The sequence below is a fragment of the Acinetobacter sp. A3 genome, from assembly GCF_012371415.1.
Classification (GTDB): Bacteria; Pseudomonadota; Gammaproteobacteria; order Pseudomonadales; family Moraxellaceae; genus Acinetobacter.
The window spans coordinates 47,725-71,464 of the sequence record NZ_JAAZQW010000006.1; the positions used below are offsets into that span (position 1 = coordinate 47,725).

24 protein-coding genes are annotated in these 23,740 nt (G+C 39.7%); 15 read left to right on the forward strand and 9 right to left on the reverse strand.

Annotated features, from left to right (window positions below; all coding sequences use genetic code 11):
* Positions 1-67: 67 nt before the first annotated feature.
* The 5 genes from HHA42_RS03665 (at position 68) to HHA42_RS03685 (ending at position 4,557) form a co-directional block, all read left to right on the forward strand.
* Positions 68-1,075 (forward strand): patatin-like phospholipase family protein, encoded by a 1,008-nt coding sequence (locus tag HHA42_RS03665; protein ID WP_168417845.1) that lies wholly within the window; start codon positions 68-70, stop codon positions 1,073-1,075.
* 366 nt (positions 1,076-1,441) lie between these two features.
* The gene (locus tag HHA42_RS03670) at positions 1,442-1,618 is read left to right on the forward strand and encodes a hypothetical protein (protein WP_168417844.1); all 177 of its coding nucleotides are present in this window, start codon (positions 1,442-1,444) and stop codon (positions 1,616-1,618) included.
* A 354-nt stretch (positions 1,619-1,972) separates the two neighbouring features.
* Positions 1,973-2,494: an acyl-CoA thioesterase gene (locus HHA42_RS03675; protein WP_168417843.1), complete on the forward strand. Its 522-nt coding sequence runs from the start codon at positions 1,973-1,975 to the stop codon at positions 2,492-2,494.
* Between the two features lie 237 nt (positions 2,495-2,731).
* On the forward strand, positions 2,732-3,310 hold the full coding sequence (locus HHA42_RS03680) for a TetR/AcrR family transcriptional regulator (protein WP_168417842.1): 579 nt from the start codon (positions 2,732-2,734) through the stop codon (positions 3,308-3,310).
* 29 nt (positions 3,311-3,339) lie between these two features.
* Entirely contained in the window at positions 3,340-4,557 is a 1,218-nt protein-coding gene (locus tag HHA42_RS03685; RefSeq protein ID WP_171525567.1) for an MFS transporter, read from the forward strand.
* A 225-nt stretch (positions 4,558-4,782) separates the two neighbouring features.
* Here HHA42_RS03685 and HHA42_RS03690 read toward each other — a convergent pair whose 3' ends face one another.
* Positions 4,783-4,995, reverse strand: a complete 213-nt coding sequence (locus tag HHA42_RS03690) for a hypothetical protein (RefSeq protein WP_168417840.1) — start codon at positions 4,993-4,995, stop codon at positions 4,783-4,785.
* Positions 4,996-5,485: 490 nt separating this feature from the next.
* Here HHA42_RS03690 and HHA42_RS03695 point away from each other — a divergent pair, with 490 nt between their 5' ends.
* From HHA42_RS03695 to HHA42_RS03710, 4 genes are all read left to right on the forward strand, one after another.
* Positions 5,486-6,508 (forward strand): cobalamin biosynthesis protein CobW, encoded by a 1,023-nt coding sequence (locus HHA42_RS03695; protein ID WP_168417839.1) that lies wholly within the window; start codon positions 5,486-5,488, stop codon positions 6,506-6,508.
* A gap of 94 nt (positions 6,509-6,602) precedes the next feature.
* On the forward strand, positions 6,603-7,133 hold the full coding sequence (locus HHA42_RS03700; protein WP_168417838.1) for a YaeQ family protein: 531 nt from the start codon (positions 6,603-6,605) through the stop codon (positions 7,131-7,133).
* A gap of 114 nt (positions 7,134-7,247) precedes the next feature.
* Positions 7,248-7,589, forward strand: coding sequence for an FKBP-type peptidyl-prolyl cis-trans isomerase (locus HHA42_RS03705; RefSeq protein ID WP_168417837.1), 342 nt, complete (start codon positions 7,248-7,250; stop codon positions 7,587-7,589).
* Positions 7,590-7,750: 161 nt separating this feature from the next.
* Positions 7,751-9,592, forward strand: coding sequence for a GGDEF domain-containing protein (locus tag HHA42_RS03710; RefSeq protein ID WP_168417879.1), 1,842 nt, complete (start codon positions 7,751-7,753; stop codon positions 9,590-9,592).
* A gap of 41 nt (positions 9,593-9,633) precedes the next feature.
* Here the strand turns inward: HHA42_RS03710 and HHA42_RS03715 are convergent, their stop codons facing one another.
* Positions 9,634-9,960, reverse strand: coding sequence for a thioredoxin family protein (locus HHA42_RS03715; RefSeq protein WP_168417878.1), 327 nt, complete (start codon positions 9,958-9,960; stop codon positions 9,634-9,636).
* Between the two features lie 135 nt (positions 9,961-10,095).
* Between HHA42_RS03715 and HHA42_RS03720 the strand changes: the two genes are divergently transcribed.
* From HHA42_RS03720 to HHA42_RS03735, 4 genes are all read left to right on the forward strand, one after another.
* Complete coding sequence (locus HHA42_RS03720; protein WP_168417836.1) at positions 10,096-11,088, forward strand: NAD(P)H-quinone oxidoreductase; 993 nt, start codon at positions 10,096-10,098, stop codon at positions 11,086-11,088.
* A 258-nt stretch (positions 11,089-11,346) separates the two neighbouring features.
* A complete protein-coding gene (locus tag HHA42_RS03725; protein WP_168417835.1) occupies positions 11,347-11,529 on the forward strand; it encodes a hypothetical protein in 183 nt (60 codons plus the stop codon).
* Between the two features lie 166 nt (positions 11,530-11,695).
* The gene (locus tag HHA42_RS03730; RefSeq protein ID WP_168417834.1) at positions 11,696-12,592 is read left to right on the forward strand and encodes a WYL domain-containing protein; all 897 of its coding nucleotides are present in this window, start codon (positions 11,696-11,698) and stop codon (positions 12,590-12,592) included.
* Between the two features lie 171 nt (positions 12,593-12,763).
* Positions 12,764-13,270, forward strand: a complete 507-nt coding sequence (locus HHA42_RS03735) for a hypothetical protein (protein WP_168417833.1) — start codon at positions 12,764-12,766, stop codon at positions 13,268-13,270.
* Positions 13,271-13,348: 78 nt separating this feature from the next.
* On the opposite strand, the gene HHA42_RS03740 is transcribed toward HHA42_RS03735, so the two are convergent.
* Both HHA42_RS03740 and HHA42_RS03745 read right to left on the reverse strand, forming a co-directional pair.
* Positions 13,349-14,677 (reverse strand): hemolysin family protein, encoded by a 1,329-nt coding sequence (locus HHA42_RS03740; RefSeq protein ID WP_168417832.1) that lies wholly within the window; start codon positions 14,675-14,677, stop codon positions 13,349-13,351.
* A gap of 128 nt (positions 14,678-14,805) precedes the next feature.
* Complete coding sequence (locus tag HHA42_RS03745; protein ID WP_168417831.1) at positions 14,806-15,795, reverse strand: LysR family transcriptional regulator; 990 nt, start codon at positions 15,793-15,795, stop codon at positions 14,806-14,808.
* Positions 15,796-16,443: 648 nt separating this feature from the next.
* Here HHA42_RS03745 and HHA42_RS03750 point away from each other — a divergent pair.
* The gene (locus HHA42_RS03750; RefSeq protein ID WP_168417830.1) at positions 16,444-18,045 is read left to right on the forward strand and encodes an isocitrate lyase; all 1,602 of its coding nucleotides are present in this window, start codon (positions 16,444-16,446) and stop codon (positions 18,043-18,045) included.
* A gap of 107 nt (positions 18,046-18,152) precedes the next feature.
* On the opposite strand, the gene HHA42_RS03755 is transcribed toward HHA42_RS03750, so the two are convergent.
* Positions 18,153-18,980, reverse strand: coding sequence for a copper resistance protein NlpE N-terminal domain-containing protein (locus tag HHA42_RS03755; protein WP_168417829.1), 828 nt, complete (start codon positions 18,978-18,980; stop codon positions 18,153-18,155).
* Positions 18,981-19,364: 384 nt separating this feature from the next.
* Between HHA42_RS03755 and HHA42_RS03760 the strand changes: the two genes are divergently transcribed.
* Positions 19,365-19,949 (forward strand): 1-acyl-sn-glycerol-3-phosphate acyltransferase, encoded by a 585-nt coding sequence (locus HHA42_RS03760; protein WP_171525564.1) that lies wholly within the window; start codon positions 19,365-19,367, stop codon positions 19,947-19,949.
* A 50-nt stretch (positions 19,950-19,999) separates the two neighbouring features.
* Here HHA42_RS03760 and ykgO read toward each other — a convergent pair whose 3' ends face one another.
* From ykgO to mrdA, 4 genes are all read right to left on the reverse strand, one after another.
* Positions 20,000-20,122: a type B 50S ribosomal protein L36 gene (ykgO, locus tag HHA42_RS03765; RefSeq protein WP_084792804.1), complete on the reverse strand. Its 123-nt coding sequence runs from the start codon at positions 20,120-20,122 to the stop codon at positions 20,000-20,002.
* A 92-nt stretch (positions 20,123-20,214) separates the two neighbouring features.
* On the reverse strand, positions 20,215-20,943 hold the full coding sequence (locus HHA42_RS03770) for a sulfite exporter TauE/SafE family protein (protein ID WP_168417827.1): 729 nt from the start codon (positions 20,941-20,943) through the stop codon (positions 20,215-20,217).
* A gap of 109 nt (positions 20,944-21,052) precedes the next feature.
* Positions 21,053-21,610 carry a 16S rRNA (guanine(966)-N(2))-methyltransferase RsmD gene (gene rsmD / locus HHA42_RS03775; RefSeq protein WP_168417826.1) on the reverse strand — a complete coding sequence of 186 codons (558 nt, stop codon included), beginning with the start codon at positions 21,608-21,610 and terminating at the stop codon, positions 21,053-21,055.
* A 3-nt stretch (positions 21,611-21,613) separates the two neighbouring features.
* A complete protein-coding gene (mrdA, locus tag HHA42_RS03780) occupies positions 21,614-23,704 on the reverse strand; it encodes a penicillin-binding protein 2 (RefSeq protein ID WP_168525437.1) in 2,091 nt (696 codons plus the stop codon).
* Between the last annotated feature and the right edge of the window lie 36 nt (positions 23,705-23,740).

Sequence of the window (23,740 nt, forward strand, 5' to 3'; positions counted from 1 at the left end):
CATGAGCCTGCTATTTTTAAATTGCAAACAAGTATCGACTGAAAGCTATGGATTCAAGAAGGTCTATATGAAAATTTGGTGTGTATCGCTAACCGCATTATGGATGTTGGGTTGTCAAACTGTCCCACAACAGCCGCAAAATTTGACACAAAATCTTGTGGCTACGCAGCCTGCTGTGGCTGAAGCTGAGTCACGCCTGAATCAAATTGACTTTCAGCAACTTAAGCAAAAAAACAAGCGACCTGTGGTGGCTTTGGTATTAGGCAGCGGTGGTGCACGTGGCTATGCACACATTGGAGTAATTGAAGTATTAGAGCAATACGGTATTCAGCCTGATTTGATTGTGGGCAGTAGTGCGGGCAGCATTGTTGGCTCAATTTATGCCAGTGGAAAAAATGCGCAACAATTACGTGACATTGCCTTAAACATGAAAGCCAATGATGTGCGCGATGTTACTTTCGATTTAAAAGGCTTTTTTGATGGTAAAAAAGTTGAAAATTATGTCAATACACAAGTCGATCAACTGCGTTTAGAACAATTTAAAATACCTATGTATGTAGTGGCGACCGAATTGAAAGAAGGTAAAAAAGTCGTCTTTAATTATGGAAATACGGGGCAGGCAGTACGCGCTTCGGTGTCTATTCCAAGTATGTTTGTCCCTACAAAAATTGCTGAGCATGAATATGTAGATGGCGGTTTGGTTAGCCCTGTACCCGTAAAAGTCGCGCGTGAATTAGGTGCAGATATTGTGATTGCCGTGAATATTTTAGCTCAGCCAATCCATACCGAAACCAGTAATGTTTGGGGGCTGTTTAACCAGAACATTAATATCATGCAAAAGCACTTGGCCAATGAAGAGTTGAAGCAGGCGGATGTCGTGATTGAACCTGATTTACGTGAAAAGGCGCATATTTTTGATGTGAAAGGCCGTGAAACGACCATGCAGGCAGGCGCAGATGCGACTACACAACAATTATATAAAATTGATCAGGTTTATCGCCGTCATCATTTTAGTCATGGGCATCGGATTGTCGGGTACAACGCCAGTAACACACAGGCTTTCTATGGGCAGTGAATAAAACTGCCTATAAACTTTATATGACTCAAATAAGATGATTTAAAGGGTGAGTCTAATTGAACTTATGTATGAGTGCGAGCGAATAAAAATGATTATTCATGGAAAAATTCACTTTTAATTATTGTAATTCATTTATATCTATAATTAAAAAATAGAATACTTAAAAAGTATCTCATCAAGATGACTTGGATATTTAGATTTAAAACAGATTAAAAATAAATTCTCATTTGATATATTTCAATTTATGCTATGTAGCAAATTACTTTTTTGTTTTGATGATGCTTGTCAGAAAAAATAAAGAAAATTCATTCACTTTAAGATAAATACTTTAGAACACAGCACAAAATTGAAGGGGGCAGCATTATGTTGCATTTTCAAGTGGGACAGCAGGTAAAACTGGCGACCATGGCAGAAGTTGTTTTTACCATTACCATGATTAATCCAGATGGGACTTATGTTATTGAAGCTGTATTAAGCCAAGATCAGACTTTAACTTATAGCAATGTGTCGCAGGAAATGCTGCGTCTGGCTGCTAATTAGTGTATCTGTAAGTCAATTTTTAAGCCTTTTTTTTGTCATCTAGCGTTAAAATTGGGTGGTAAATCACTTGAATTATCTATAAAAAATAAAAAATATGATGGTTTTTTGAACACTTGAATCAATGAGATTAACCGAATATCAAATTTGAACAAGTGTTTTAAAAAAACAGAAATGGATTAAAAAATAACAGCTTGGGAGCATTGGCCTTTAGTCTTATAATTTTAAATAAATGTTGTCATAAACAATATAAATAATAATGATGCAGTTGTTGCCGAAATGAACATTCAAACTTTTCTAAACACGATATAATAATGGTTCTTATCTTACTGTCTTGAAAAGAGTCTAGAGAACGCGATGTCACCATTAGATCAAATTGCCCCAGTGTTAGATGACCAGTCAGAATTAACCATGACCGTGTTAATGACACCCGATATGGCAAATTTCTCGGGGAATGTACATGGTGGAACAATTTTAAAACTATTAGACCAAGTGGCGTATGCGTGTGCGAGTCGCTACTCGGGTAGTTATGTCGTGACCCTTTCGGTAGATAAAGTGAATTTTAAAGAGCCAATTCATGTAGGTGAATTGGTGACGTTCCTTGCCAGTGTCAACCATGTTGGCCGTACTTCAATGGAAATTGGGATTCGTGTAGAAGCACAAAACATTCAAAAACGTACTGTACGCCATACCAACAGCTGTTATTTCACGATGGTGGCTGTAGATGAACACGGTAAACCAAAACAAATTCCAGCACTGAAGTTAGATAATGACTGGAAACGTTGTCGTTTTGAAGCTGCAGAACAGCGTAAAGTGGCGCGTTTGCAGGAAAATCATCATCCATCTTGCAGCATTTACAAGAAAACTGAACACAGCTAAGTTGATGTTGACTCGCTGATCGGAACCTGCTTTTAAAATAAGCAGGTTTTTTTTATGCCTGCATTTTATTCCGTAAAAATTAATGATTGCTCAGGTACTTCGCTTGTAAAGCCAGATGGATCATCAATTGAAACGTCTTAGCACTAGTATCTACTGTAATCTTACTTTATTATATTAAAACGAAACGTATCGTATCGTTTTGTGGAGCAAATCACATCCACAAATTTGGGATAGCACATGACAGAGCATACACCAGAAAAAAGTTCCAAGCGTAAACAGTGCATTTTAAATGCAGTGGTGGCTGCGCTTGCAGAGCAGGACTATCGTCAATTGACCATTGAAGATATTGCTGCACGTGCAGGGGTAGGGAAGTCCACAATTTACCGTTGGTGGAAGCATAAGTCTGATTTGGTATTTGAGGCGTTTAAACAACAAACTGAGTCAGTGTTTGAGTTGGATTTTGAACAGTCCTTACAATTCAATTTGATGCAGCAACTTTCAAGACTGAGTCTGGCTTTAAATCATGGCGTGGGGCGGGCTTTATTGGTGGTTATGGCAGAGCAGCGTGAAACTGCGGGGCAGTTTTTTAAAGATTATTTATTGCCGCGTCGTGAGCAAACACGAAAGCTAATACAAGTCGCAATTCAGCGTGGTGAAATTCGTGAGGATTATCCTTTTGAGATGATGCTCGACACGTTATATGGGCCTATTCATTATCAAATTATTTTTTTCAACCGTATGCCTGATGCACAGTATATCCACGATTTAGTGCAGTTGGTGATTCAACCTGCATTGATGCCTACAGCACAATCGTAAAGTAAAATTTTATGTCTTCTTCATCTTCTATTGCAGACGGTTCACAACGATTATGGAATCGTTCCTTTATTTTGTGCGTATGCAATAACCTGTTTTTATTTATTTATTATTTTGCTTTGCTGACGATTTTACCCATATACATTATGAAAGATTTGGATGGTACGGTAAAAGAAGCAGGTTTGGCACTGACATTATTTTTAATTTCTTCCATCGCTATTCGACCATTTTCAGGTTTGATTGTAGAAAGACTGGGCAAGAAATTCTCTTTTCGTGGTTCAGAATTATTTTTTGTACTGTTTGCTTTTAGCTATTTGTGGATAGACAGCATGTGGAGTTTGCTGTTGGTGCGCTTTTTACATGGTATTTGGTTCAGTATTTTGACTACGGTTGCAGTACCTGTGGCCAATGATTTTATTCCAGAACAGCGTAAAGGTGAGGGCATGGGCTACTTTGTCATGTCCACCAATTTGGGTGTGGTATTCGGGCCATTGTTAGCTTTAACTGTAGTGCAATTCAGTAGCTTTCAGGTGTTATTCGGCATTTTATGCATCATTATGTGCATAGGCTTTGTCTTTTGTTGGCTGTTAGATGTGAAAGATAGCACAGCAACAGAACAACCACTTGCATCGATAGAGCAAGCGAATCGAAGTACATCCAAAAGTTTAGGCTTAAGTTGGCATGACCTGATTGAAACAAAAGTTATTCCTGTCAGTTTAGTGGCATTACTCACGGCACTGGCTTATTCAAGCATCATGAGTTTTATCACGGCGTATAGCGAATCCAAAAACTTACTGGCTTATACCAGTGTGTTTTTTGTGGTGTTTGCAGTGTCGATGATTGCGGTACGTCCGTGGGTTGGACGCTTATATGATCGGCGTGGGCCAAGTTCTGTGATTTATCCCTCACTGTTATTTTTTGCGATTGGCTTGGCCATCGTCAGCTTTTTATCTAATCAATGGGTCTTATGGCTCTCTGCTGTGTTCATTGGTATTGGTTATGGTTCTGTGTTCCCATGTTTACAAACCGTAGCGATTCAGTCTGTGTCTAAACAGCGGATGGGGCATGCAATTTCTACTTTTTTCACTTTGTTTGATTTAGGCATGGCAATTGGTTCAGTGTTGATGGGTGTTCTCATTGCATGGTATGGCTACTCGCTGACTTATATGTTGTGTGCGCTGATCACCTTGTTGACTTTAGTGCTCTATAAATTGATGGTGGTACCTACATTGGTGAAGAAAAAAGCGTAATTTTATAATGCAGTTGAGTAGTGTGGAGAAAGGGATAGTGCTGTTGATTACGCTATTAGGATTGGCTGCGATCTAAAGAGATTGTTTCCGAGTTAATCATCATTATTTTCTATGGTGGATTTAGGCTTTGAGTTACAAGACAACCGCTGTGTTCGCCCAGAGAGTGGAGTCAAACGCAACGGTTGTGGTATTTACAACTTAGCGTTGTGTCACTGTGTGAAGGACTTAAGGTTGTGGCGTTGCAGCAGCAGGTTGCTCAGTTGCAGTTTCAGAAGCTGGTTGTGCAGCAGTTTGTTCTGAAGCATGTTCAGCCACAGCTTCCTGAGTTGAAACAATCACTTTTTCTCGTTCGGTATTGCTGGTCTCAGCCTTGGCAGCAAAGCTGTTGGCTGTAGCAAATGCGAAGGCAGAAGCGAATAGAATATGAGTTAATTTCATAGTTTGGCATCCTTATTTAAAATTTATAAACCTAAATATTCAGCAGAAGCGAATCTTGCTTCTCAAATATTCAAATTAGTCATCACCTGACTTGAACATGCTGAACAGGGACTCATGCTAAGCAGTGCAGAATGTAGGATCAATGCTTGCAACAAAGCAAAACAGATGCGGTTACTTGAACATCACAATGATGATGAGCAGGTAAGAATTTGGTAAATTTTGTTTTAAAATTGCAGCTAAATTTCGTCAAAGTAAGCGTCTTTTCCCAAAGGAAATTGCTGGTGCAGCAATAAAACATTACATCGATCAGTGGAAAGCTGGAAATTTCGTGCAATTTATTGCGTAATTCAGGCTGGCTAAATGTAAGAGAATCTTTCAATAAACTTATTTTATAGCCCAAATTTTCACGTATTCAGATTCAGATTGAACTTAAAACTAAACTTGCTTAGCATGCTTGCTGTTGTTTGTACTTTAATACAGTGAGTTTGTTTTGAAATTAATTGCACCACAAAAAGCAGTTCCGACCCATATTATTTCTGGATTTTTGGGTGCAGGCAAAACCACCTTATTAAAACAATTGCTCAGTCAAAAGCCAGAACATGAGGTCTGGGCTGTGCTGATGAATGAATTTGGTCAAATTGGAGTAGATCAGCAATTGTTGCCGCAACAGCAAGGCTATCAAGTGAAAGAATTACTGGGTGGTTGTTTATGTTGTAGCAGTCAACTACCTATGCAAATTGCTTTATCGCGTTTATTGTCTGAAACCCAACCTGACCGTTTATTTATAGAGCCAACAGGCTTGGGCCATCCTGCACAATTGTTGGAGCAACTAACTGAACCGCATTGGCATACACATTTATCTATGCGTGCTTTGGTGACTGTGGTCGATGGATCACGTTTGCACGATCATGCATGGTCACAGCAAAACCTATATGCAGATCAACTGAAAGCTGCGCAAATTATAGTGGTGTCACATGCAGATCAAATGCAGGCTGTAGACGAACAGGCGCTGGTGCAATTGCAACACGAGTATCAAGCCTATGCTCAAAGGTGGCTGAAAGCAGCACAAGGCAATATTACTTTGGCAGAAATTGATCAACTGTATGTAGGCACACAACGCAAAATTCAGCCCTTATTAAAATTACAAAAAACGCTGATCCCAGCTGCAAATACATCTGAAGCAGAAATTAAACAGTTGCCATATCATTATGTAGAAAGTGCTCAGGGCTATTCGGTGGCGGGCTGGAAATTTCCAAAACGTTGGCAATTCGACTTTTATCCACTGTTAGATTTGCTGTGTGAGCAACAAGACTGGTTACGCATTAAAGGAATTTTTAACACCAATCAAGGTTGGCAAAGTTTTAACTTCAATCCTGAGCAATTCAACTATCAATCTACCGAAGAGGGAATTGATAACCGCATCGAAATTATTTATCAAACAGCACGTGACTGGCAGGCATTTGAAGCAGAATTATTGGCCTGTCAGCTTGCAAATGACACATTAAATGAATGATTAAGGTGCAGATTGAACTGCAATCAATGCAGCAAAAAAAACTAAAATCTATTATGCTTAGCGGCAAATTTGACTTGGTTTTGGGAACAGCACAATGGCGCTAAAAGCGACAATTTATAAAGCAGATTTGAACATTGCCAATATGGATGTGCATCAATATGGTGACTATCAACTAACAATGGCATTGCATCCTTCTGAAACCATTGAACGCCTGATGGTGCGCATTTTGGCTTTTGCCCGTTATGCAGACGAAGTTTTGGAATTTACCAAAGATTTGTTTGAAACCGATGAGCCTGCCTTGTGGGAAAAAGACTTAACAGGTCAATTGATAAAATGGATTGAAGTAGGCTGCCCAGACGAAGACAAAGTCAAAAAAGCCAGTGCACGTTGTAAGCAGGTGGCTATTATTGCTTATGGCTCATCGGTAGATGAGTGGTACAAACGCAACAGTAAAATCAAAAGTTTAAATAATGTAGAAGTTTGGCAATTGTCTGCAGCGAGCACTGAAGCCATTCAAGCGCTGTGCGAACGCACCATGCAATTACAGCTGAATGTAATGGATGGTGAATGGACGTTGATAGGTGATCAGGCGCAGGCTCAGATTGAGTGGACACAGTTGCAATAATCTTTTGCAATAGTCTGCTGTAATTTGGTTGGAAATCAGTCAGACATTTGATTTTAAAATTTAATCCTTTGTGGTCTATGTTAATTACATGACCATTTATATTTGGAGATCCGCATGAGTGCAGAATTAGAAATTATTGATTTAGTGGTGGGTGAAGGTAAAGAAGCGGTTAAAGGTGCTTTAATTACCACACATTATACGGGTTGGTTGGAAGACGGAACCAAGTTTGACTCATCACTTGACCGTGGAAATTTTTTTGAAACGGTGATTGGCACAGGTCGTGTCATCAAAGGCTGGGATCAAGGCATTATGGGCATGAAAGTTGGCGGTAAACGTAAGTTAATCGTACCTGCACATTTGGCTTATGGTGAGCGCAAAATGGGCAATATTATTCCAGCTAACTCGAATTTAATTTTTGAAATTGAACTTTACGATGTGAAAACACGCGATCAATAATTTTATTTGATCTTGGTTGAACATCGTTGGTCATAAGTCATTCATCTGATGCATGTAAAGTATTGTATGAATGACTTATTTTTTACTTCAAATTTAGCTCAAGACCGATTAGATTAAAAAACAGGTATATTTAGGATCTATATTTTTTGGCCTTAATTCAGATGTGGCGCACTTGTGCGTTTATATGTTTGCTGTTGCTATGTAGTACGCTTACAACACATCATGTTTGGGCGCAGTATGAATCCGCACCTGAATCTTACTATTTACATCAAAAACTACTCAATCATATTCAGTTCACAGAAGACCATCCCAGCTTTTTAGAAGGTAAATGGCTGTTCTATCCACAACAACTCCTTCAAGAACCTAGCGCAGTCTTGTCTGCACAGACGGTGGAATTGCCAGCATCATTTGAAGATTTGACGGGCAATAGCAATACCTATGGCACTTTCATTGGGCATTTTCAAATTCCTAAAGAATTTTTAGGTAAACGGATTGCAATTTGGATTCCTAACCAATATGGCGCGTATCGAGTATTTTTAAATGGTGATGGTTTGGTGCGGGTTGGCACGGTGGGGGCAGATGCTGCCACCCACCAAACAGAAAATGCACCACGAATTGCTTATTTTGTGCCTGAAAGTGAATATTTTACGTTAACCATCCAAGCCTCCAGTTTTCAGGGCTTACAAGGTGGCTTAAAAAACCCAATGAAAATTGGTGTTAGTCGTGTCATCAACCAGCAATTTCAGCGTTTGATGATGAGTATTGCCATGATTTGTGGCGCAGTACTTGGTATCGGTGTGTTTACTTTAATGTTCTCAGCCTTTAGCCAAGCACAGGGAGGAAAGAACAAACATATCTTTATTCTTGGTCTGTTTATCGTTTTTCTGGCACTCCATAACTTATTTTCTGCCCCTTATGCTTATACCACTTTCCTGAATTTAAGCTGGTCATGGGGGCTAAGACTCGAATACTTATTTAGCTTTTTTGCGATTTTATTCTTTCTGAGTTATATGTTTTTACTCAGCACGCATTATTTAAACCGCTGGATTTATAGTGCGGCAATGTTGCTGCTCAGTTTTAATATTGGTGTGACGGTATGGGCTGAGCCTAGCATTTTTCAGCAACTTGCGTTTTATAGCGCCTTTTTCTTTATCGTCGTCTTGGCCAATTTTGCGTATGGGTTTTATCAAACTATTCGTTTGGGAGAGAGCTATTCTGCAATCAACTTTTGGGCGGTCATTATACTGTGTGCCACGTTTATTCATGACTTTTTATTGGTATTGAATCTTGTCGATTCCATACACTTATCTTTTATTTCCACCAGTGTGTATGCGTTGTTGATTATGTTTCAGCAGGCACGTAACTATGCCTATCACAATTTACATATTGAGCGACTTAACCAGAAGTTGATTAATCTCAACAGTTCTTTGGATTCTAAAGTGCAGGAACGTACCCAGCAATTAAGCAACTTAAATGAAAAGCTAGAGATGCAGGTTAAAATTGATGCACTTACAGGCGCTTATAACCGCCGTGCATTAAATGAAGAAATCCAGCGTTTGTATGTAGAAACGCTACAGGGCAAACGGCATATTTTGGTGTTTGCCATGTTGGATGTCGATTATTTTAAAAAATACAATGACCATTATGGGCACTTAAAAGGTGATCAAATTTTGCAAAATTTGGTCAAGGTGTTACATGCGACCTTACCTAAAAGCGCTTATGTCGCCCGTTATGGTGGCGAGGAATTTGCCATTTTGCTGCATGATATTCCGCAGCATGTGATTGGGCAGTTGATGCAAAACGTGTTGCAGGCGGTAAGAGATGCACAGTTTGAGCATGTCGCAAGAGAAGATCACAAACAATACGTGACTTTAAGTATAGGCGTTGCATGGATGACGCGTGAGTATAGCTACAGTCATGTGGATGATTTAATGAAAACTGCAGATGTGCATTTGTATCAGGCCAAACATGCAGGGCGTGATCAAGTGGTGGTTCAATCTTAATTTAAGCGTGACCTTAACGGATGTTGTCGCTGGTCACTTTTTTAGGCAGATAGATAAGCCTGAATTTTTTGTTGTAATTGTGCATTGGAAATATTGCCAGACAATCGCTCTACAATTTGACCATCTTGAAATATAAGCGTAGTAGGCAAACCAAGGACTTGATAGCGTAAGGTCAGAATGGAAGATAAATCTACATTCACTTTGCCAAATTTTACTGAGGCATCGAACTGCTGAGCAAGCTGTATAAAAAACGGTGCATTCTGCACGCAGGGCGTACACCAAGGTGCATAAAAACGAATCACCGCTAAGCCAATTTCGTATTCAAATTCACGGTAATTATTTTCGTTATATTCTACAATTTCTGACATTGCATACCCTTTATTCATGAGTGAAAACACCATGTGATTTGAATTATACCTAAGTTGATCTGGGTTTTAATGCATTACTGTTTTATGTTCAAATAGTCAGAATTCATTTAACAATTAATCAAGCAGGGATTTGTCATGACCGCAAGCACAATGCAGCAAATTATTATTACAGAACCAGGTGGGCCAGAAAAACTGGCCTATGAAACCGTGGCAATTCCAGCAGCGCAAGCCAATGAAGTTTTAGTGAAAGTTCATGCTTTTGGTTTGAATCGACCAGATATTTTACAGCGTCAGGGGTTGTACCCAATGCCGAAAGGAGTAACTCCTGTTCCAGGTTTGGAAGTTGCAGGTGAAGTAGTTGCTGTAGGGGCAGAGGTCAGCCAGTTTAAAGTGGGTGATCGTGTTTGTGGCTTAACCAATGGTGGCGGCTATGCAGAATATTGTGTAGTACCAGAAAGCCAAACTTTGACTATTCCTGCAGGCGTGAGTTTTGTGCAGGCTGCAGCGATTCCTGAAACATTTTTTACTGTGTGGGCAAATGTATTCCAAATGGGCAAAGCCAAAGCTGGCGAAACAGCACTTATTCATGGTGGCACCAGTGGCATTGGTACAACAGCATTAATGCTGTGTAATGCTCTCGGTTTGAAAACCTTTGCGACAGTGGGTTCAGATGAAAAAGTACAGGCAATTTCACACCTCACTACAGCAATTAACTATAAAACTCAGGACTTTGAGCAAGAAATTCAGGCTGCTACAGACAATGCTGGGGTTGATATTATTTTAGATATTGTCGGTGCGCCGTATTTAGAGCGTAATTTAAACTTATTACGTCGTGATGGCCGCTTGGTCTATATCGCATTTTTAGGTGGTGCAAAAGCCAAAGAGGTTAAGCTGGGTCAAATTATGATGAAACGTTTGACCATTACAGGCTCAACCATGCGTGCGCGCAACACGGCAGAAAAAGCAGAAATCACCAAAGGCTTACAAGAGACGGTATGGCCTTTATTGGAAAAAGGTGAATGCTTACCAATGATCTACAAAACATTTAAGTTTGATCAAATTCAGCAAGCCCATGCAGAAATGGACACAGGTGACCATGTGGGTAAGGTTGTTGTAGAAGTACTTTAAGGCTTTTCGTACATCATTCAAAAAAACTGACCATGGGTCAGTTTTTTTATGCGTACAAATTTAGATACGATTTTTCAATAAAAATTACATTATGATTCTTCTAAATTTAATACTATTTTTCTAAGATTTACCAAAAAGTAAAATAATGGTGAACCATCCGACACAACCTGTCGAAAATGCGATGTATATTAATTCCAACCAAACAAATAAAGATTAAAAACATACCATCCTAACATTGCACAACAGAGGGCCAACATCATGAAAATTCTACCTTCTTTTTACAGTACTCAGCATAGTTTTGCTGCTTTGAAACGGTTGCACAAAAGCATTATTCGCAAGAAAATCAATTTAGGAGATTTACATCGCGTGTATAGTGCAATGCTACATTTAGAGCGTTATAACGCACGTTTAGATGCTGATAAGCGTGATAATTCATATTAAATTTTCACAGAAATTGGCAGTCTTTATTCATTGGTGCTAAAAATACGAGGTCGTTTTAATCTATATATTTAGTTGAATTTTCATTTTAAATTAAAGTCTTTATTATTTTTAATACGGTTATAGTGATAAAAAACAGTGCTATAGAAAAAAGCACAAAGAGGGTGTTATGAAATGTGTGAGTTCAACACATGAGCGTTTGGCAGATCGACTTGCCAATATTTTAACCAAATTAAATGTAGGACATCAATTAAGTGTCAAGGAGTTGGCAGAAGAGTTTCAGGTCAGTACCCGAACCATCGAGCGTGATTTTGACCGTTTGAATGCATATTTGCCTCTGCTGCAAGACCAGCGCAGCAAGCGTTATTATTTAGATTCATCTTATTTAGGCCGTTTTAAATTACAGGATATTCAGAACTTTGCTCAGTTGTCGGGCATCAGTGATTTATATCCTTCTTTGGACATCTCGTTTTTAAGGGAGTTAATGGATCATCGGGCAAACTTGGTGTTTTCAGCCAAAGGTTATCATTATGAAGACACCACTCAATACGCAGAACATTTTAAGGTTTTGACGCAAGCTATCCAGCAAAAGAAATCGGTTGCATTTGCCTATAAAGGTAGCTTAAGAGAAGTGTTGCCATATCGTTTAATCCATCATCACGGCAATTGGTATTTGGCTGCAGTTGATCAAGACACTTTAAGGGTCTACCGTTTAAGCCGTATTGAACAGGTTGATCATACGCATATCGCCCAAGACTTTGAGCATCAGACTGAAATTTTGCAGCAGTTGGAAGATGAAGAGGGCATTTGGTTTGGGCATGACAAACAGGAAATCCGTTTATCGGTAGATGCAGAAGTTGCTTTGTATTTTAAACAGCGGCGACTGTTTCCAGAACAACAAATTCTTCAAGAGAAACCGTGTGGTGAGCTGCTCATTTCATGCCAAATCCGCCATGAAATGCAGCTATATCCTTTGGTGAGGTATTGGATTCCACATCTAAAAATTGTTGAACCGGCACATTTACAAGAGAATTTGCTCAAAGGCTTGAGTCATTATATTTGTTGATCTCAGGTTTTTTAGATGAGCAATGACTGTAAGGCGTTAAGATTACTGCTGATCTGTTCGATGTACTTTTACTTTACTGTTATCGCAGTAAAATTATTACAGCGGAATCTGTCGAGCTTTCGCTGAAATTGTGCGAAAATAGCGTTTTGCTCTTTTGTCTAAGGACAGTACATGATTGACCAATCTCCTGAATCATTAAGTGATATCGAAATACTCGACATTTTACAATCCATGAAAAGTGATGAATTGGATACAGAGGCAAAAGAGATTATCCGTAATGGTGGGAAAGCAGGTCGTCAGGAAGCGCATAAAGCTGCGTTGGTGGCACTGAATCAGTCTTTCGAAAGCAAGTTTGTTGAAGCGGTTAGTTTGGCTTTACAACTGAACGATGCACAAGCCAAAAAAATTCGTTATAAAAAAGACCGTGTACGTATTTTGAAAGTACGTGGCATAGATTATTTAGCCATTGATGGTGCTGAAACAGCACAAGTCTTGGCACAGATCGCACAGGCAATTGTGCGTGAAGATGCAACGGTTACCCATGATTTGCACAATATTTTCCCATTCTGGAAAGAAGGCTGGCCGATGGTGCAATTTGATAATGTTTATAAAATCTTAGCTGAAGATATTGCAATTCATTATCATGCGGTATTGGATGAATTGATTAAGCAATACTAATATTTAGATCGTTCCCAATAAAAAAGCACTATATCATTTACGATGTGGTGCTTTTTTATTGTCGTGTTTAGCACATAGTTATTCTTCTGTTGCTACAGCATTTGCGTTGTCCAAAGGTTCTACAATGCGCGTTACCAAGAGTTGGTCAATTTTAAAATGATCGACATCGACCACTTCAAATTTATAACCATCAAATAATACAGAATCTGCAGGTCGTGGAATTTTTCGCAATTTATACATCATAAAACCTGCAATAGTTTCATAATTTTCATCATCGGGCATTTCATCAATTTGCAGCGCATGTTTAATGTCTTCAATTGGGGTGCTGCCATCAATCAACCATGAGTTATTGTCACGTTTAATAATTTGCTGGTCTTCTTCAATGGGTGTCACCCAATCGCCCATTACGGTAATCATAATATCCGACAGGGTAATCACACCGACAACCAAGGCATACTCGTTAATCACCACCGCAAATTTTTCTTTGGTAGAGCGGAAACGATCGAGTAATTCAGAAAGCGTGAGGGTATCTGGAATGGTCAAAACATTACGGATGGTGCTTTCATTCAGTTGTAGTAAAGATTGATTGTTTAGAATTCTGACTAAAATGTCTTTGGCATCCACATAACCAATCACGTCATCAATATTTTCACTGCACACCAAAAATTTGGAATAGGGGTACTCTGCAAGTTTTTGTCGAATACTGGCTTCCGATTCCTTTAAGGTAAAAAACACCACATTTTCACGTGTGGTCATACTTGAAGGCACGTTACGCTCTTCTAGTTCAAACACGTTTTCAATAAAGTGATGCTCTTGCTTCTGCAAAACACCAGCCTGCGCACCTGCATCCATCACCGCAGAAATATCATCAAAAGTAATGTTATCTTCACGGGTGGTGTTGACTTTAAATAAACGGAACAGCACATTGGCAATGGCATTGATCATCCATGCCAAAGGTTTACAGACCCGAATAAAAATCTGAATGGGGTTAATAACCGCCACTGCAATTTTTTCAGGGGCAATCATGGCCAAGCGTTTAGGCATCAGGTCGGCAAATAAAATAAACAGTGACGTGACCAAGGTAAAAGAAAGTGCAAAACTGATGGTTTCTGCCCAAGGCCCTTGATAAAAGCGCATGACTAGGTTGTAGAAATAAGGACGAAATGCACCTTCACCTAAAATACCACCTAAAATTGCAACAGCATTTAAGCCAATTTGAGAGGCCGCAAAAAAGTCAGCCGAGTTTTCTTGTAGGTCTAATACTTTTTGGGCACGTTCATCGCCAGATTCGGCTAAAATTTTTAATTTAACTTTACGCGCACCTGCCAGTGCAATTTCGGTCAGGGATAAAAAACCAGCTCCGACAATGAGTATTAAGATAATAACGATATTCTGGAAGAGGCTCACGAATCCACCTGTGGATTATATTATTGTATCTATTACAAATTTGAATCTTTTTAAAATGCTGAGGAATACCGAAATATTCCTCATTTGAGTATAAGCTTTTACAAATAATAAGTTCAGTGAATTTTTAATTAATAGGCTGAAAATTGAGAGTTATTCATTAAAAACTCACGATTTTCTTCCTCAATCATCTGACGTGCCACATATAAAATCAGTTGACGTAACCAGCGGTGCGCAGGGTGATGATGTAGCAATGGACACCATGCCATCTTCAATTCAAATTCTGGAATATAAAATGGTGGGTCTTTAATGAGTAAATTTTGGCTTTTGGCTTGTAAGCGTGCGATTCGGGTTGGCAGGGTAGCAACTAAATCGACATTAGAGGCAAGTAAAGCAGGCATTTGATAATGACGGGTAAATACCGAAATTTTACGTTTTTGGCCAATACGCTCTAATGCTTGGTCAATCCAACCTAAACCAGCCTGTTTTTCAGGATTTACGCCAAAGCCAACGCCCATACCAGTTTTAGAGACCCAAATATGCTGAGCATCTAAATAACTTTTTAAATTGAGATTATTGGCAGCAGGGTGTTTGTGATTGAGTAAGCAAGAGAAGCTGTCACGCCAGACTAAAACCTGATGAAAACTTTGCGGAATTTCATTAAAACGGTTAATCGCCAAATCAACTTTGCCTTGTTCCATGTCACGGTATGACACATCACTAGGCGTTAGAAAGTCGAGTACAACATTGGGTGCTTCAGAACGTAACGCTTTAACCAAACGCGGTACTAGTGTTGCTTCGGCATAGTCGGATGTCATAATCCGAAAAACACGATTAGAGGTATAAGGGCGGAATTCGGTACGGGGTTCCAGAATCATGGAAAGGTCAGACAAGGCATCACGAATACGCGGTTGTAGTTCTAGCGCGCGTTCGGTAGGGGTCATACCTTCAGAAGAACGAATTAGCAGGGGATCATTAAATAAATTGCGTAAACGACGTAAAATATTACTCATGGCAGGTTGGGTGACCCCTAATTGTTCTGCAGCACGTGTTACATTTTTTTCACGAAGTAAGACATCAAGATAAATTAATAGATTAAGATCAACCCGCTCCAGATTCATAAAATAAATACCGAAAATAAAATCAATAAATTATAGGGATTATGCCATAAGCTGTATGGCTTGTGTAGAAATTATGATGAAAAAAACGACGAGATAAACAGCAAAAAATGGCAATAAAAACAGCCAAAGTCCTGACTATTTCTGAATGAAATATGTGTACAAGCGCATTACTTTTCTAATTGCAGTATTTTAAAAGCGTGTATGCCAATAAGCATTGGCAAAACTGATAATAAAACAAAGCTTTTGAGTGAAATCTATGCAGTTGTATTGAATTGAATATCATCAAATTTTATCTAAAAAATGGCAGAAATGGCCAATGCAAGTATTTTTTTAGAAACGCAAGACTTAAGTCTAATGAATAAATTATCTTCAAAAAGATGAATTTGTAAGCAAAGATATTTATGGTTTTTTAAAATTAATACAATTTAAAACAATGGTTTAGTTTTTTGTGAGCTTGTCAGAGTAAGACTTTGATCTATACATTTTTTTAAAAAATACCGAGAATTACACGAGAATATTGGATTAATTCATTCAGTCAATCTACTCTGTATTCATCGTAACGAAGTGCTCTAAATCTGAGCAATCAAGCATAAGCGCGATTTAGCCTTCGATTGATAAATCCTAAATAATATTACAGGGTAAAATATCATGTCTACATACCAAACAGCGATTGATGCAATCCGCGAATTAAAAGCAAAATTCGGCAACACTTGGGCAGACATCAGTCCTGAAGATGCTGCGCGTATGCAAATGCAAAACCGTTTCAAAACTGGTTTAGACATTGCTAAATATACAGCTGCGATTATGCGTCGTGATATGGCTGCTTATGATGCTGATTCAAGCAAATACACTCAATCTTTAGGTTGCTGGCACGGTTTTGTTGCGCAACAAAAAATGATTGCGAACAAAAAATACTTCGGTACTACTGAGCGCCGTTATATCTACCTTTCTGGTTGGATGGTTGCTGCACTTCGTTCAGAATTCGGTCCTCTTCCTGACCAATCTATGCACGAAAAAACTTCTGTTCCTGCATTGATCGAAGAAATCTACACTTTCTTACGTCAAGCTGACGCAAAAGAATTAAACGATTTGTTCCGTGCACTTAAAAAAGCACAAGACGCTGGTGACACTGCTAAAGCTGCTGAAATCACTGCACAAATCGACAACTTTGAAACTCACGTTGTGCCAATCATTGCGGACATCGACGCTGGTTTCGGTAACGAAGAAGCAACTTACTTACTTGCTAAGAAAATGATCGAAGCGGGTGCTTGTGCACTACAAATCGAAAACCAAGTTTCTGACGCTAAACAATGTGGTCACCAAGCTGGTAAAGTAACTGTTCCACACGAAGACTTCATCGCTAAAATCCACGCTTTACGTTATGCGTTCTTAGAAATGGGTCTTGACGACGGTATCATCGTTGCACGTACTGACTCTGAAGGCGCTGACTTGACTCAAAAAATCCCAGTGGTTAAAGAGCCAGGCGACATCGCTTCTCAATACATCAGCTACTTAGACACTCAAGAAATTGACATCTCTGAAGCGAAAGAAGACGAAATTCTTATCAAGCGTGATGGTAAATTACACCGTCCTAAGCGTTTAGCTTCTGGCTTGTACCAATTCCGTGAAGGCACTCAAATTGACCGCGTTGTACTTGACTGTGTAACTAGCTTACAAAACGGTGCTGACCTTCTTTGGATCGAAACTGCGACTCCAAACGTAGAAGAAATTGCACACATGGTTAACCGTGTGAAAGAAGTTGTTCCAAATGCCAAGCTTGTTTATAACAACTCTCCATCGTTCAACTGGACTTTAAACTTCCGTCAACAAGCTTACGACCGTTGGGTTGCTGAAGGTAAAGACGTTTCTGCTTACGACCGTGCTAAATTAATGAGCGCTGAGTACGACAACACTGAATTAGCTGCTGATGCTGATGAAAAAGTTCGTACATTCCAAGCAGATGCTTCTCGTGAAGCAGGTGTGTTCCACCACTTGATCACACTTCCGACTTACCACACTGCTGCGCTTTCTACTCATGAGCTTGCAGAAGGTTACTTCGGTTCTGAAGGTATGTTGGCTTATGTTGCTGGCGTACAACGTAAAGAAATCCGTGGTGGTATCTCTTGCGTTAAACACCAAGCAATGGCTGGTTCTGACATCGGTGACGATCACAAAGAAATCTTCTCTGGTGACAACGCACTTAAAGCTGCGGACGAAGCTAAAAACACTATGAACCAATTCAACGCGTAATCGCTGAATGGTTTAAAAGAAAACCCTGCGTAAGCAGGGTTTTTTTATGGCTGTTAAAAAGTGATGAAGCTATTTTTGAATAAAATTTTAATGAATCAAAGTTTTGCTTATTTAATTTTGATCACATCTGCCTGTACAGAAGCAGGGTAATGAAAAGATACTTTAATCCACTGTTTTTGCTGTGCTGGAATAGGCGATAAAAACTCAGGTTCAATCACTGCTGCGTATTCATGGTACTGTTGATCTACTAAAATCAAATCACTGGCATTGAGTTTAAGTGTCTGATCGGACTGGTTATGAATTGCTAAAAAATAATCGTGCGCAATCACAGGATCATTCAATTCTTTGATGGCAACACTTTGCACCTGTTCAGCTTGAATATTTACATGCTTTAGAGCATTGCTAACTTGCATATTTTCTACAGGGTGTAGAAGAACTTTTTTTGCAGCGTGTTGTGACTGTTGTTGCTGTAAGTGCAGTTCCAAACCATAAGTAGTCAATTGTATGGTCGCATAAGTGCGACCATTCTGCGTTTGCAGTAACCATTGATCTGCTGTACTAGTGGATGCTTCTTGATTTGATGAAGTCTTGGCAATGACTGCCTGAATATGTCCTGTCACATTATTTTCACGGCTTCGTTGCTTAAAACGTTGTACTTCATTGAGTTCAAAGCTTTGATCTTCATTCAAGCGTAAATGAATCACATGTTGCTCGCAGCGCTCACAAGGTAGCAGGGCTTTAAAATCCCCCGTCCATTGCCCAATCGTTTCTGTGCTAGACGCAGCAGTTTCAGTTTTAGCTAGGACTTGAGCTTTAGGCAAAATTTGGTTTTCAGGTGCAAATGCCGCCTGATTTTCCTGATGTTTTTCTGTTTGACCACAGGCAGATAGCAGCAAGGTGAGGGTGGTCAATGTGAGATGATAACGATTTAGCATACAAGCTAGAGATTCAGAGCTGTCTTGCTGTCACCTTAAACGTTCATGTCTAGTCTGAAAAGCAGATTCACGACATTTTTGCAGCAGATTTGTTGCAACTTATAACAAGTTAGATGCCACAGTGACTTCACGAACCTTGTTATATCTTTCAAAGTGTCTAGGTTTTTCGTGCTGATGATCATGCCTTGATATTTTGACATGGTATTTAATTTTGCAAGGAACAAGTCAATAAATTGAATAACTTTGCGAAGAACTGGTTGTTCATCTCAAATTCATCATTTTTTTGTACATTTATATAGTAATTGTCTATTTATTATTCAAATGCTACTTTTATCTTGGTCAGCAGTTGCTAAAATTCGTCCACTTTATTTGGGGTATGTGGTTGTGTTTGAAAAATTAGCTGAGCGTAGCTTAAATTTAATGGGTTGGGAAATTGATAATCATTGTCCGTTGGAATTAGACCAATATGTCATGATTGCCGCACCGCATACCAGTAATTGGGATGCCCTGTATGCACGTTTGGGGCTTAAGGCTTTAGGTGTTAATGTTCGTCTGACCATTAAAGACAGCTATATGAAATTACCCTTTGGCCCTTTTGTTCGTGCTATGGGTGGAATTGGTATAGATCGTCGTCCTAAAGCGCCTGGTGAAGCGCGTCCAAGTATGGTGCAGCTAATGACGGATTTATTTAAGACCCATCCGAAATTGGTCATGTTGGTCACGCCAGAGGCAACACGTGCGCGTCAGGAACAATGGAAAACAGGGTTTTATCACGTGGCTGTAAATGCAGGTGTACCTATTGCTTTGGCATATATGGACTATGCAAAAAAGAAAACAGGTATAGGTAAAATTATTTTTCCTACGGGTGATTATGAAAAGGACATGGCTGAAATTATGGCATTTTATGCACAAATTGAAGCTAAATTTCCTGAAAACTTTAGTGTGGATACACGTTACTATTCAGAGTAAGCGATGGTATCAACATTCAAATTGAATGTCTCAATTGAAAAGACAGGGCATTAGCCCTGTCTTACTTTAAAGCGTGGGTTAGATTTGCAGATCACAAATAATTTGCCACGACGTTTTACAATTTGGCAATCACCGCGTGACTTTGCACTTTTTAATGAAGATCGAACTTTCATACGTTTTAAAACACCCGATATTGTAATGTTATAATATTGCATATTTAAGCGGATTTGAAAAGCAGAAATTGCTGCGCTTGTGGTATTTGTATCTATACAGTGGTGAGTAAAAGAAAACAGCCTGAAGCAAATAACAAGCTCAGCACAATTTGTTTAAATTGCTTTTCAGAAATTTTATAAAATAATTTTGCACCTAAAATTGCTGGCAGGCTCACACTGATGATAATTACTGCCATGTAGGGCAATTGTGTTGTGTCTAAGTGACCTTGTATAGCATAAGCCAACAGTGTAAAAAGCTGAATGGCAAAGTTAAAGTGTCGCAGAATATAGCGTTGTTGTTCTTTACTAAGATTTTTTAGCATGACCCATGCAGAAGGTACCGAACCGCAAAATCCACCTAAACCGCCTAAAATACCGCCAATAAAACCAATAGTGCTATCGGCAATTTTTCCTGAGCGTTGAATGGCTGGAATTTGAGGGTTAAGCAGCATAATCGGGCACCACAATACTAAAAATAAGCCTAAAATTATTTTAAAGGTTTCGGCATTGAGTACATTCAGCAAATAAGTCCCCAAAGGGACACCAATAAAACCTGCAATGAGATAAGGTAAAATCAGCTGTTTGCTGAGTTGATGTGGTTGTTCATTATACAGTGAAATTAAATGGCTCCACACGGAGGCAAACACCACCAAGGGCGCAGCCAATTGTGGTGCGAGTACCCAAACCCAAAATGACATTGCCACCAAGGCAAATGCAAAGCCAGTCAAGCCTTGAATAAAACCTGCAATGATCGCACCTAAGATAAACAGTAACCAAGTCATAAGGATGCTCATCTAAGTGTTAAAGGCTCGTTAGTGGTATTCATACATTTAAAAATACCAGTAAATCTGCATGGTGAAAGAAAGGTATAAACGATAAATTCAGCCCAATTTAAGCCGTAGTCTTTCTATATAAGCCTGCACGAACTGTACCTGCTTTGGTATCTTTTATTTTTTGCCAGCTATTTGGTAGTTTTAAGATGTTTAAATCCCGATCTGCTTCAACATAAATCAAAGCATTTTCTGCAATGAGCGGATCACTTAAATGTGACAACTCTTCCCATAAATCTAGACTATACGGCGGGTCTAAAAAGACCAAATCAAACTGACCTTTTAGTGAGTTTAAGGCCTGTTGTGCTGTACTTACTTTGAGTTGCGCCTGTGCTTTAGTGACACGTAACAACTCTAAATTCTGTTGTAGAAATTCAGCCTGCGTACGATTTGGCTCAATCATCACTACTTGTGCTGCACCACGTGAAAGTGCTTCAAAGGCCAAAGCACCTGAGCCCGCGCAAAGGTCTAAAACTTTACTATTTTGCACATCCCACATCAGCCAGTTAAATAAGGTTTCTCGCACACGGTCAGGGGTCGGGCGTAGTCCTTCAATAGAGGCAAATGCCAATTGGCGACGTTTCCATTCTCCACCAATAATACGCAGTTGATTTTTCATAATTTAATCACTCTCTACGGGTGTTGCTGGAGATGCTGATGTTGCTGATGGATTTGACACAGCTGGCTGAGATTGAACTACAGCGCTCGGATTTGTGGATGAGCGAGTTGTTGCAGCAGGTGAGGCTGTTGTTGCTGTATTGGTTGGGTTGGCAGATGGTACAACTGTTGATGTCACTTCACCGCTTGGCAATTCGCTCGGTTTTAAACCTGCTGTCATTAAACCACCGCTGACTTGTGCAGCAGAAGGGCGAATAGGCTTTTTATCTTTATTGAGTAACCAGTAATCCAAAATTGGACGCGCCAAGGCTGTTGCGGCAGAACCACCACGGCCATTTTCAAGAATAATTGCAATGGCAATCTCCGGGTTTTCCGCAGGGGCAAAGCCGACAAACAAGCCATGGTCAAGCTGACGATCTGTCAACAATGCTTCATTATAGCGTTTACCCTGTGCAATACTTTTAACCTGTGCTGTGCCTGTTTTGCCTGCAACAGAATATTGCAAACCACTTTTGATTCCTTTACCTGTGCCTGATTGAATCACATCAACCATAGCTTCACGCATTTTAATCCAGTCTTCTTCAGTACCATTAAAGTCAATTTTACCGTTGGTGCCATTGTGAACTTTAAAAGGTTTTGCACCACGGCTTTCACGTAGTACGTGTGGTGTAACTTTAAAGCCTTTGTTGGCGGTGATGGCGGTGGCCATCGCCAATTGTAAAGGGGTAGAAGTGAAGGCGCCTTGTCCAATGCTGACGGAAATGGTTTCACCTTTCATCCACTTGGCTTTACGAGTACGCATTTTCCAATCAGGGTTTGGATACAAGCCTGTGCTTTCACTTGGTAGGTCTACTCCAGTTTTTTCACTAAAGCCAAACTGACGCATCCAATCGTTCATTTTTTCAATGCCCATACGATAGGACAGTACATAGAAATATGTATCGCAGGACACGACTTGGGCTTTATGCATATCGACAATGCCATGTCCAGATTTTTTATGGTCACGGAAACGGTGGCTGTCACCCGGTAAAGTAAAATAGCCATAATCTTGAATGGCAGTTTTCCAGTCGACATAACCATAGTGAATACCACCAAGGCCAAACATGGGCTTAATGGTCGAACCAGGTGGATAAACCCCTTGTACTGCACGGTTATACAATGGCTGATCTAAATTATCACGCAGGGCAGAGTAGTCAGTATGACTGATGCCTGTGACAAATAAATTGGGGTTAAAACTTGGGCTAGAGACTAAGGCCAGAATTTCACCTGTGCGTGGGTCAAGTGCCACAATAGCACCACGACGTTCAGCTAGTTGTTCAGAGGCAACCACCTGTAAGCCATAATCTAAAGATAAATACAGATCATTACCACGCACAGGGTCTTTGCGTCCTAAATTACGAAGTACATTCCCGTGTGCATCGGCTTCTACAGATTCATTGCCCGGAACCCCATGCAGCAAATGCTCATAAGATTTTTCTACCCCAATTTTGCCAATCAGGTTGGTGCCTGCATAAGCATCCTTATCAATTTCTTTCAGTTCTTTATCGTTAATACGTCCGACATAACCAATCACATGCGCAAATAGCTCGCCGTGTGGGTAGTAACGCGTCATTTGAGTTTCAATATTGACCCCAGGGAACTGAAACTTCACTTCACTAAAGCGGGCAATATCGGATTCATTCAAATTGAGCTTAATGGAAACACGTTCAGTCTTGCGTGAAGTTTTAATGCGGCTTTTAAAACGCTCAATATCTTCTTCAGTTAGTTGTAAAACAGGCGTCAGTCGTGCAATGGTATCGTCAATATCCTCAACATCTGCACGGCTTAAAGTGGCAGAGAATACTGGGTAGTTATCTGCCAGTAACACGCCATTACGGTCATAAATATAGCCACGCGCGGGAGCTAAAGGTTGCAGACGAATACGGTTTTTGTCAGAGGCAGTAGAAAACTCATCGTAGCCGCTAATTTGTAAATAGGCATAACGGGAAACCAACAGCAACAGAAAAAAGACCACAACACCCACCGAAAAAAAGATGCGATTACGAAAAATACGCTTCTCTTGCTGAGCATTTTTTAACGGGTAGTGTTGTTTCATAGGTGAATAAACTTACGTGCAGTCTGGGAGAAAAAG

Coding starts and splice junctions, on each gene's coding strand:
- HHA42_RS03675 (WP_168417843.1), top strand. CDS start 1,973: ATGTCACCATTAGATCAAATTGCCCCAGTGTTAGATGACCAGTCAGAA.
- HHA42_RS03745 (WP_168417831.1), bottom strand. CDS start 15,795: ATGAATCTGGAGCGGGTTGATCTTAATCTATTAATTTATCTTGATGTC.
- HHA42_RS03735 (WP_168417833.1), top strand. CDS start 12,764: ATGATTGACCAATCTCCTGAATCATTAAGTGATATCGAAATACTCGAC.
- HHA42_RS03710 (WP_168417879.1), top strand. CDS start 7,751: ATGTGGCGCACTTGTGCGTTTATATGTTTGCTGTTGCTATGTAGTACG.
- HHA42_RS03725 (WP_168417835.1), top strand. CDS start 11,347: ATGAAAATTCTACCTTCTTTTTACAGTACTCAGCATAGTTTTGCTGCT.
- HHA42_RS03755 (WP_168417829.1), bottom strand. CDS start 18,980: ATGCTAAATCGTTATCATCTCACATTGACCACCCTCACCTTGCTGCTA.
- HHA42_RS03715 (WP_168417878.1), bottom strand. CDS start 9,960: ATGTCAGAAATTGTAGAATATAACGAAAATAATTACCGTGAATTTGAA.
- HHA42_RS03680 (WP_168417842.1), top strand. CDS start 2,732: ATGACAGAGCATACACCAGAAAAAAGTTCCAAGCGTAAACAGTGCATT.
- HHA42_RS03690 (WP_168417840.1), bottom strand. CDS start 4,995: ATGAAATTAACTCATATTCTATTCGCTTCTGCCTTCGCATTTGCTACA.
- HHA42_RS03770 (WP_168417827.1), bottom strand. CDS start 20,943: ATGACTTGGTTACTGTTTATCTTAGGTGCGATCATTGCAGGTTTTATT.
- HHA42_RS03750 (WP_168417830.1), top strand. CDS start 16,444: ATGTCTACATACCAAACAGCGATTGATGCAATCCGCGAATTAAAAGCA.
- mrdA (WP_168525437.1), bottom strand. CDS start 23,704: ATGAAACAACACTACCCGTTAAAAAATGCTCAGCAAGAGAAGCGTATT.
- HHA42_RS03730 (WP_168417834.1), top strand. CDS start 11,696: ATGAAATGTGTGAGTTCAACACATGAGCGTTTGGCAGATCGACTTGCC.
- rsmD (WP_168417826.1), bottom strand. CDS start 21,610: ATGAAAAATCAACTGCGTATTATTGGTGGAGAATGGAAACGTCGCCAA.
- HHA42_RS03705 (WP_168417837.1), top strand. CDS start 7,248: ATGAGTGCAGAATTAGAAATTATTGATTTAGTGGTGGGTGAAGGTAAA.
- HHA42_RS03665 (WP_168417845.1), top strand. CDS start 68: ATGAAAATTTGGTGTGTATCGCTAACCGCATTATGGATGTTGGGTTGT.
- HHA42_RS03720 (WP_168417836.1), top strand. CDS start 10,096: ATGACCGCAAGCACAATGCAGCAAATTATTATTACAGAACCAGGTGGG.
- ykgO (WP_084792804.1), bottom strand. CDS start 20,122: ATGAAAGTTCGATCTTCATTAAAAAGTGCAAAGTCACGCGGTGATTGC.
- HHA42_RS03670 (WP_168417844.1), top strand. CDS start 1,442: ATGTTGCATTTTCAAGTGGGACAGCAGGTAAAACTGGCGACCATGGCA.
- HHA42_RS03700 (WP_168417838.1), top strand. CDS start 6,603: ATGGCGCTAAAAGCGACAATTTATAAAGCAGATTTGAACATTGCCAAT.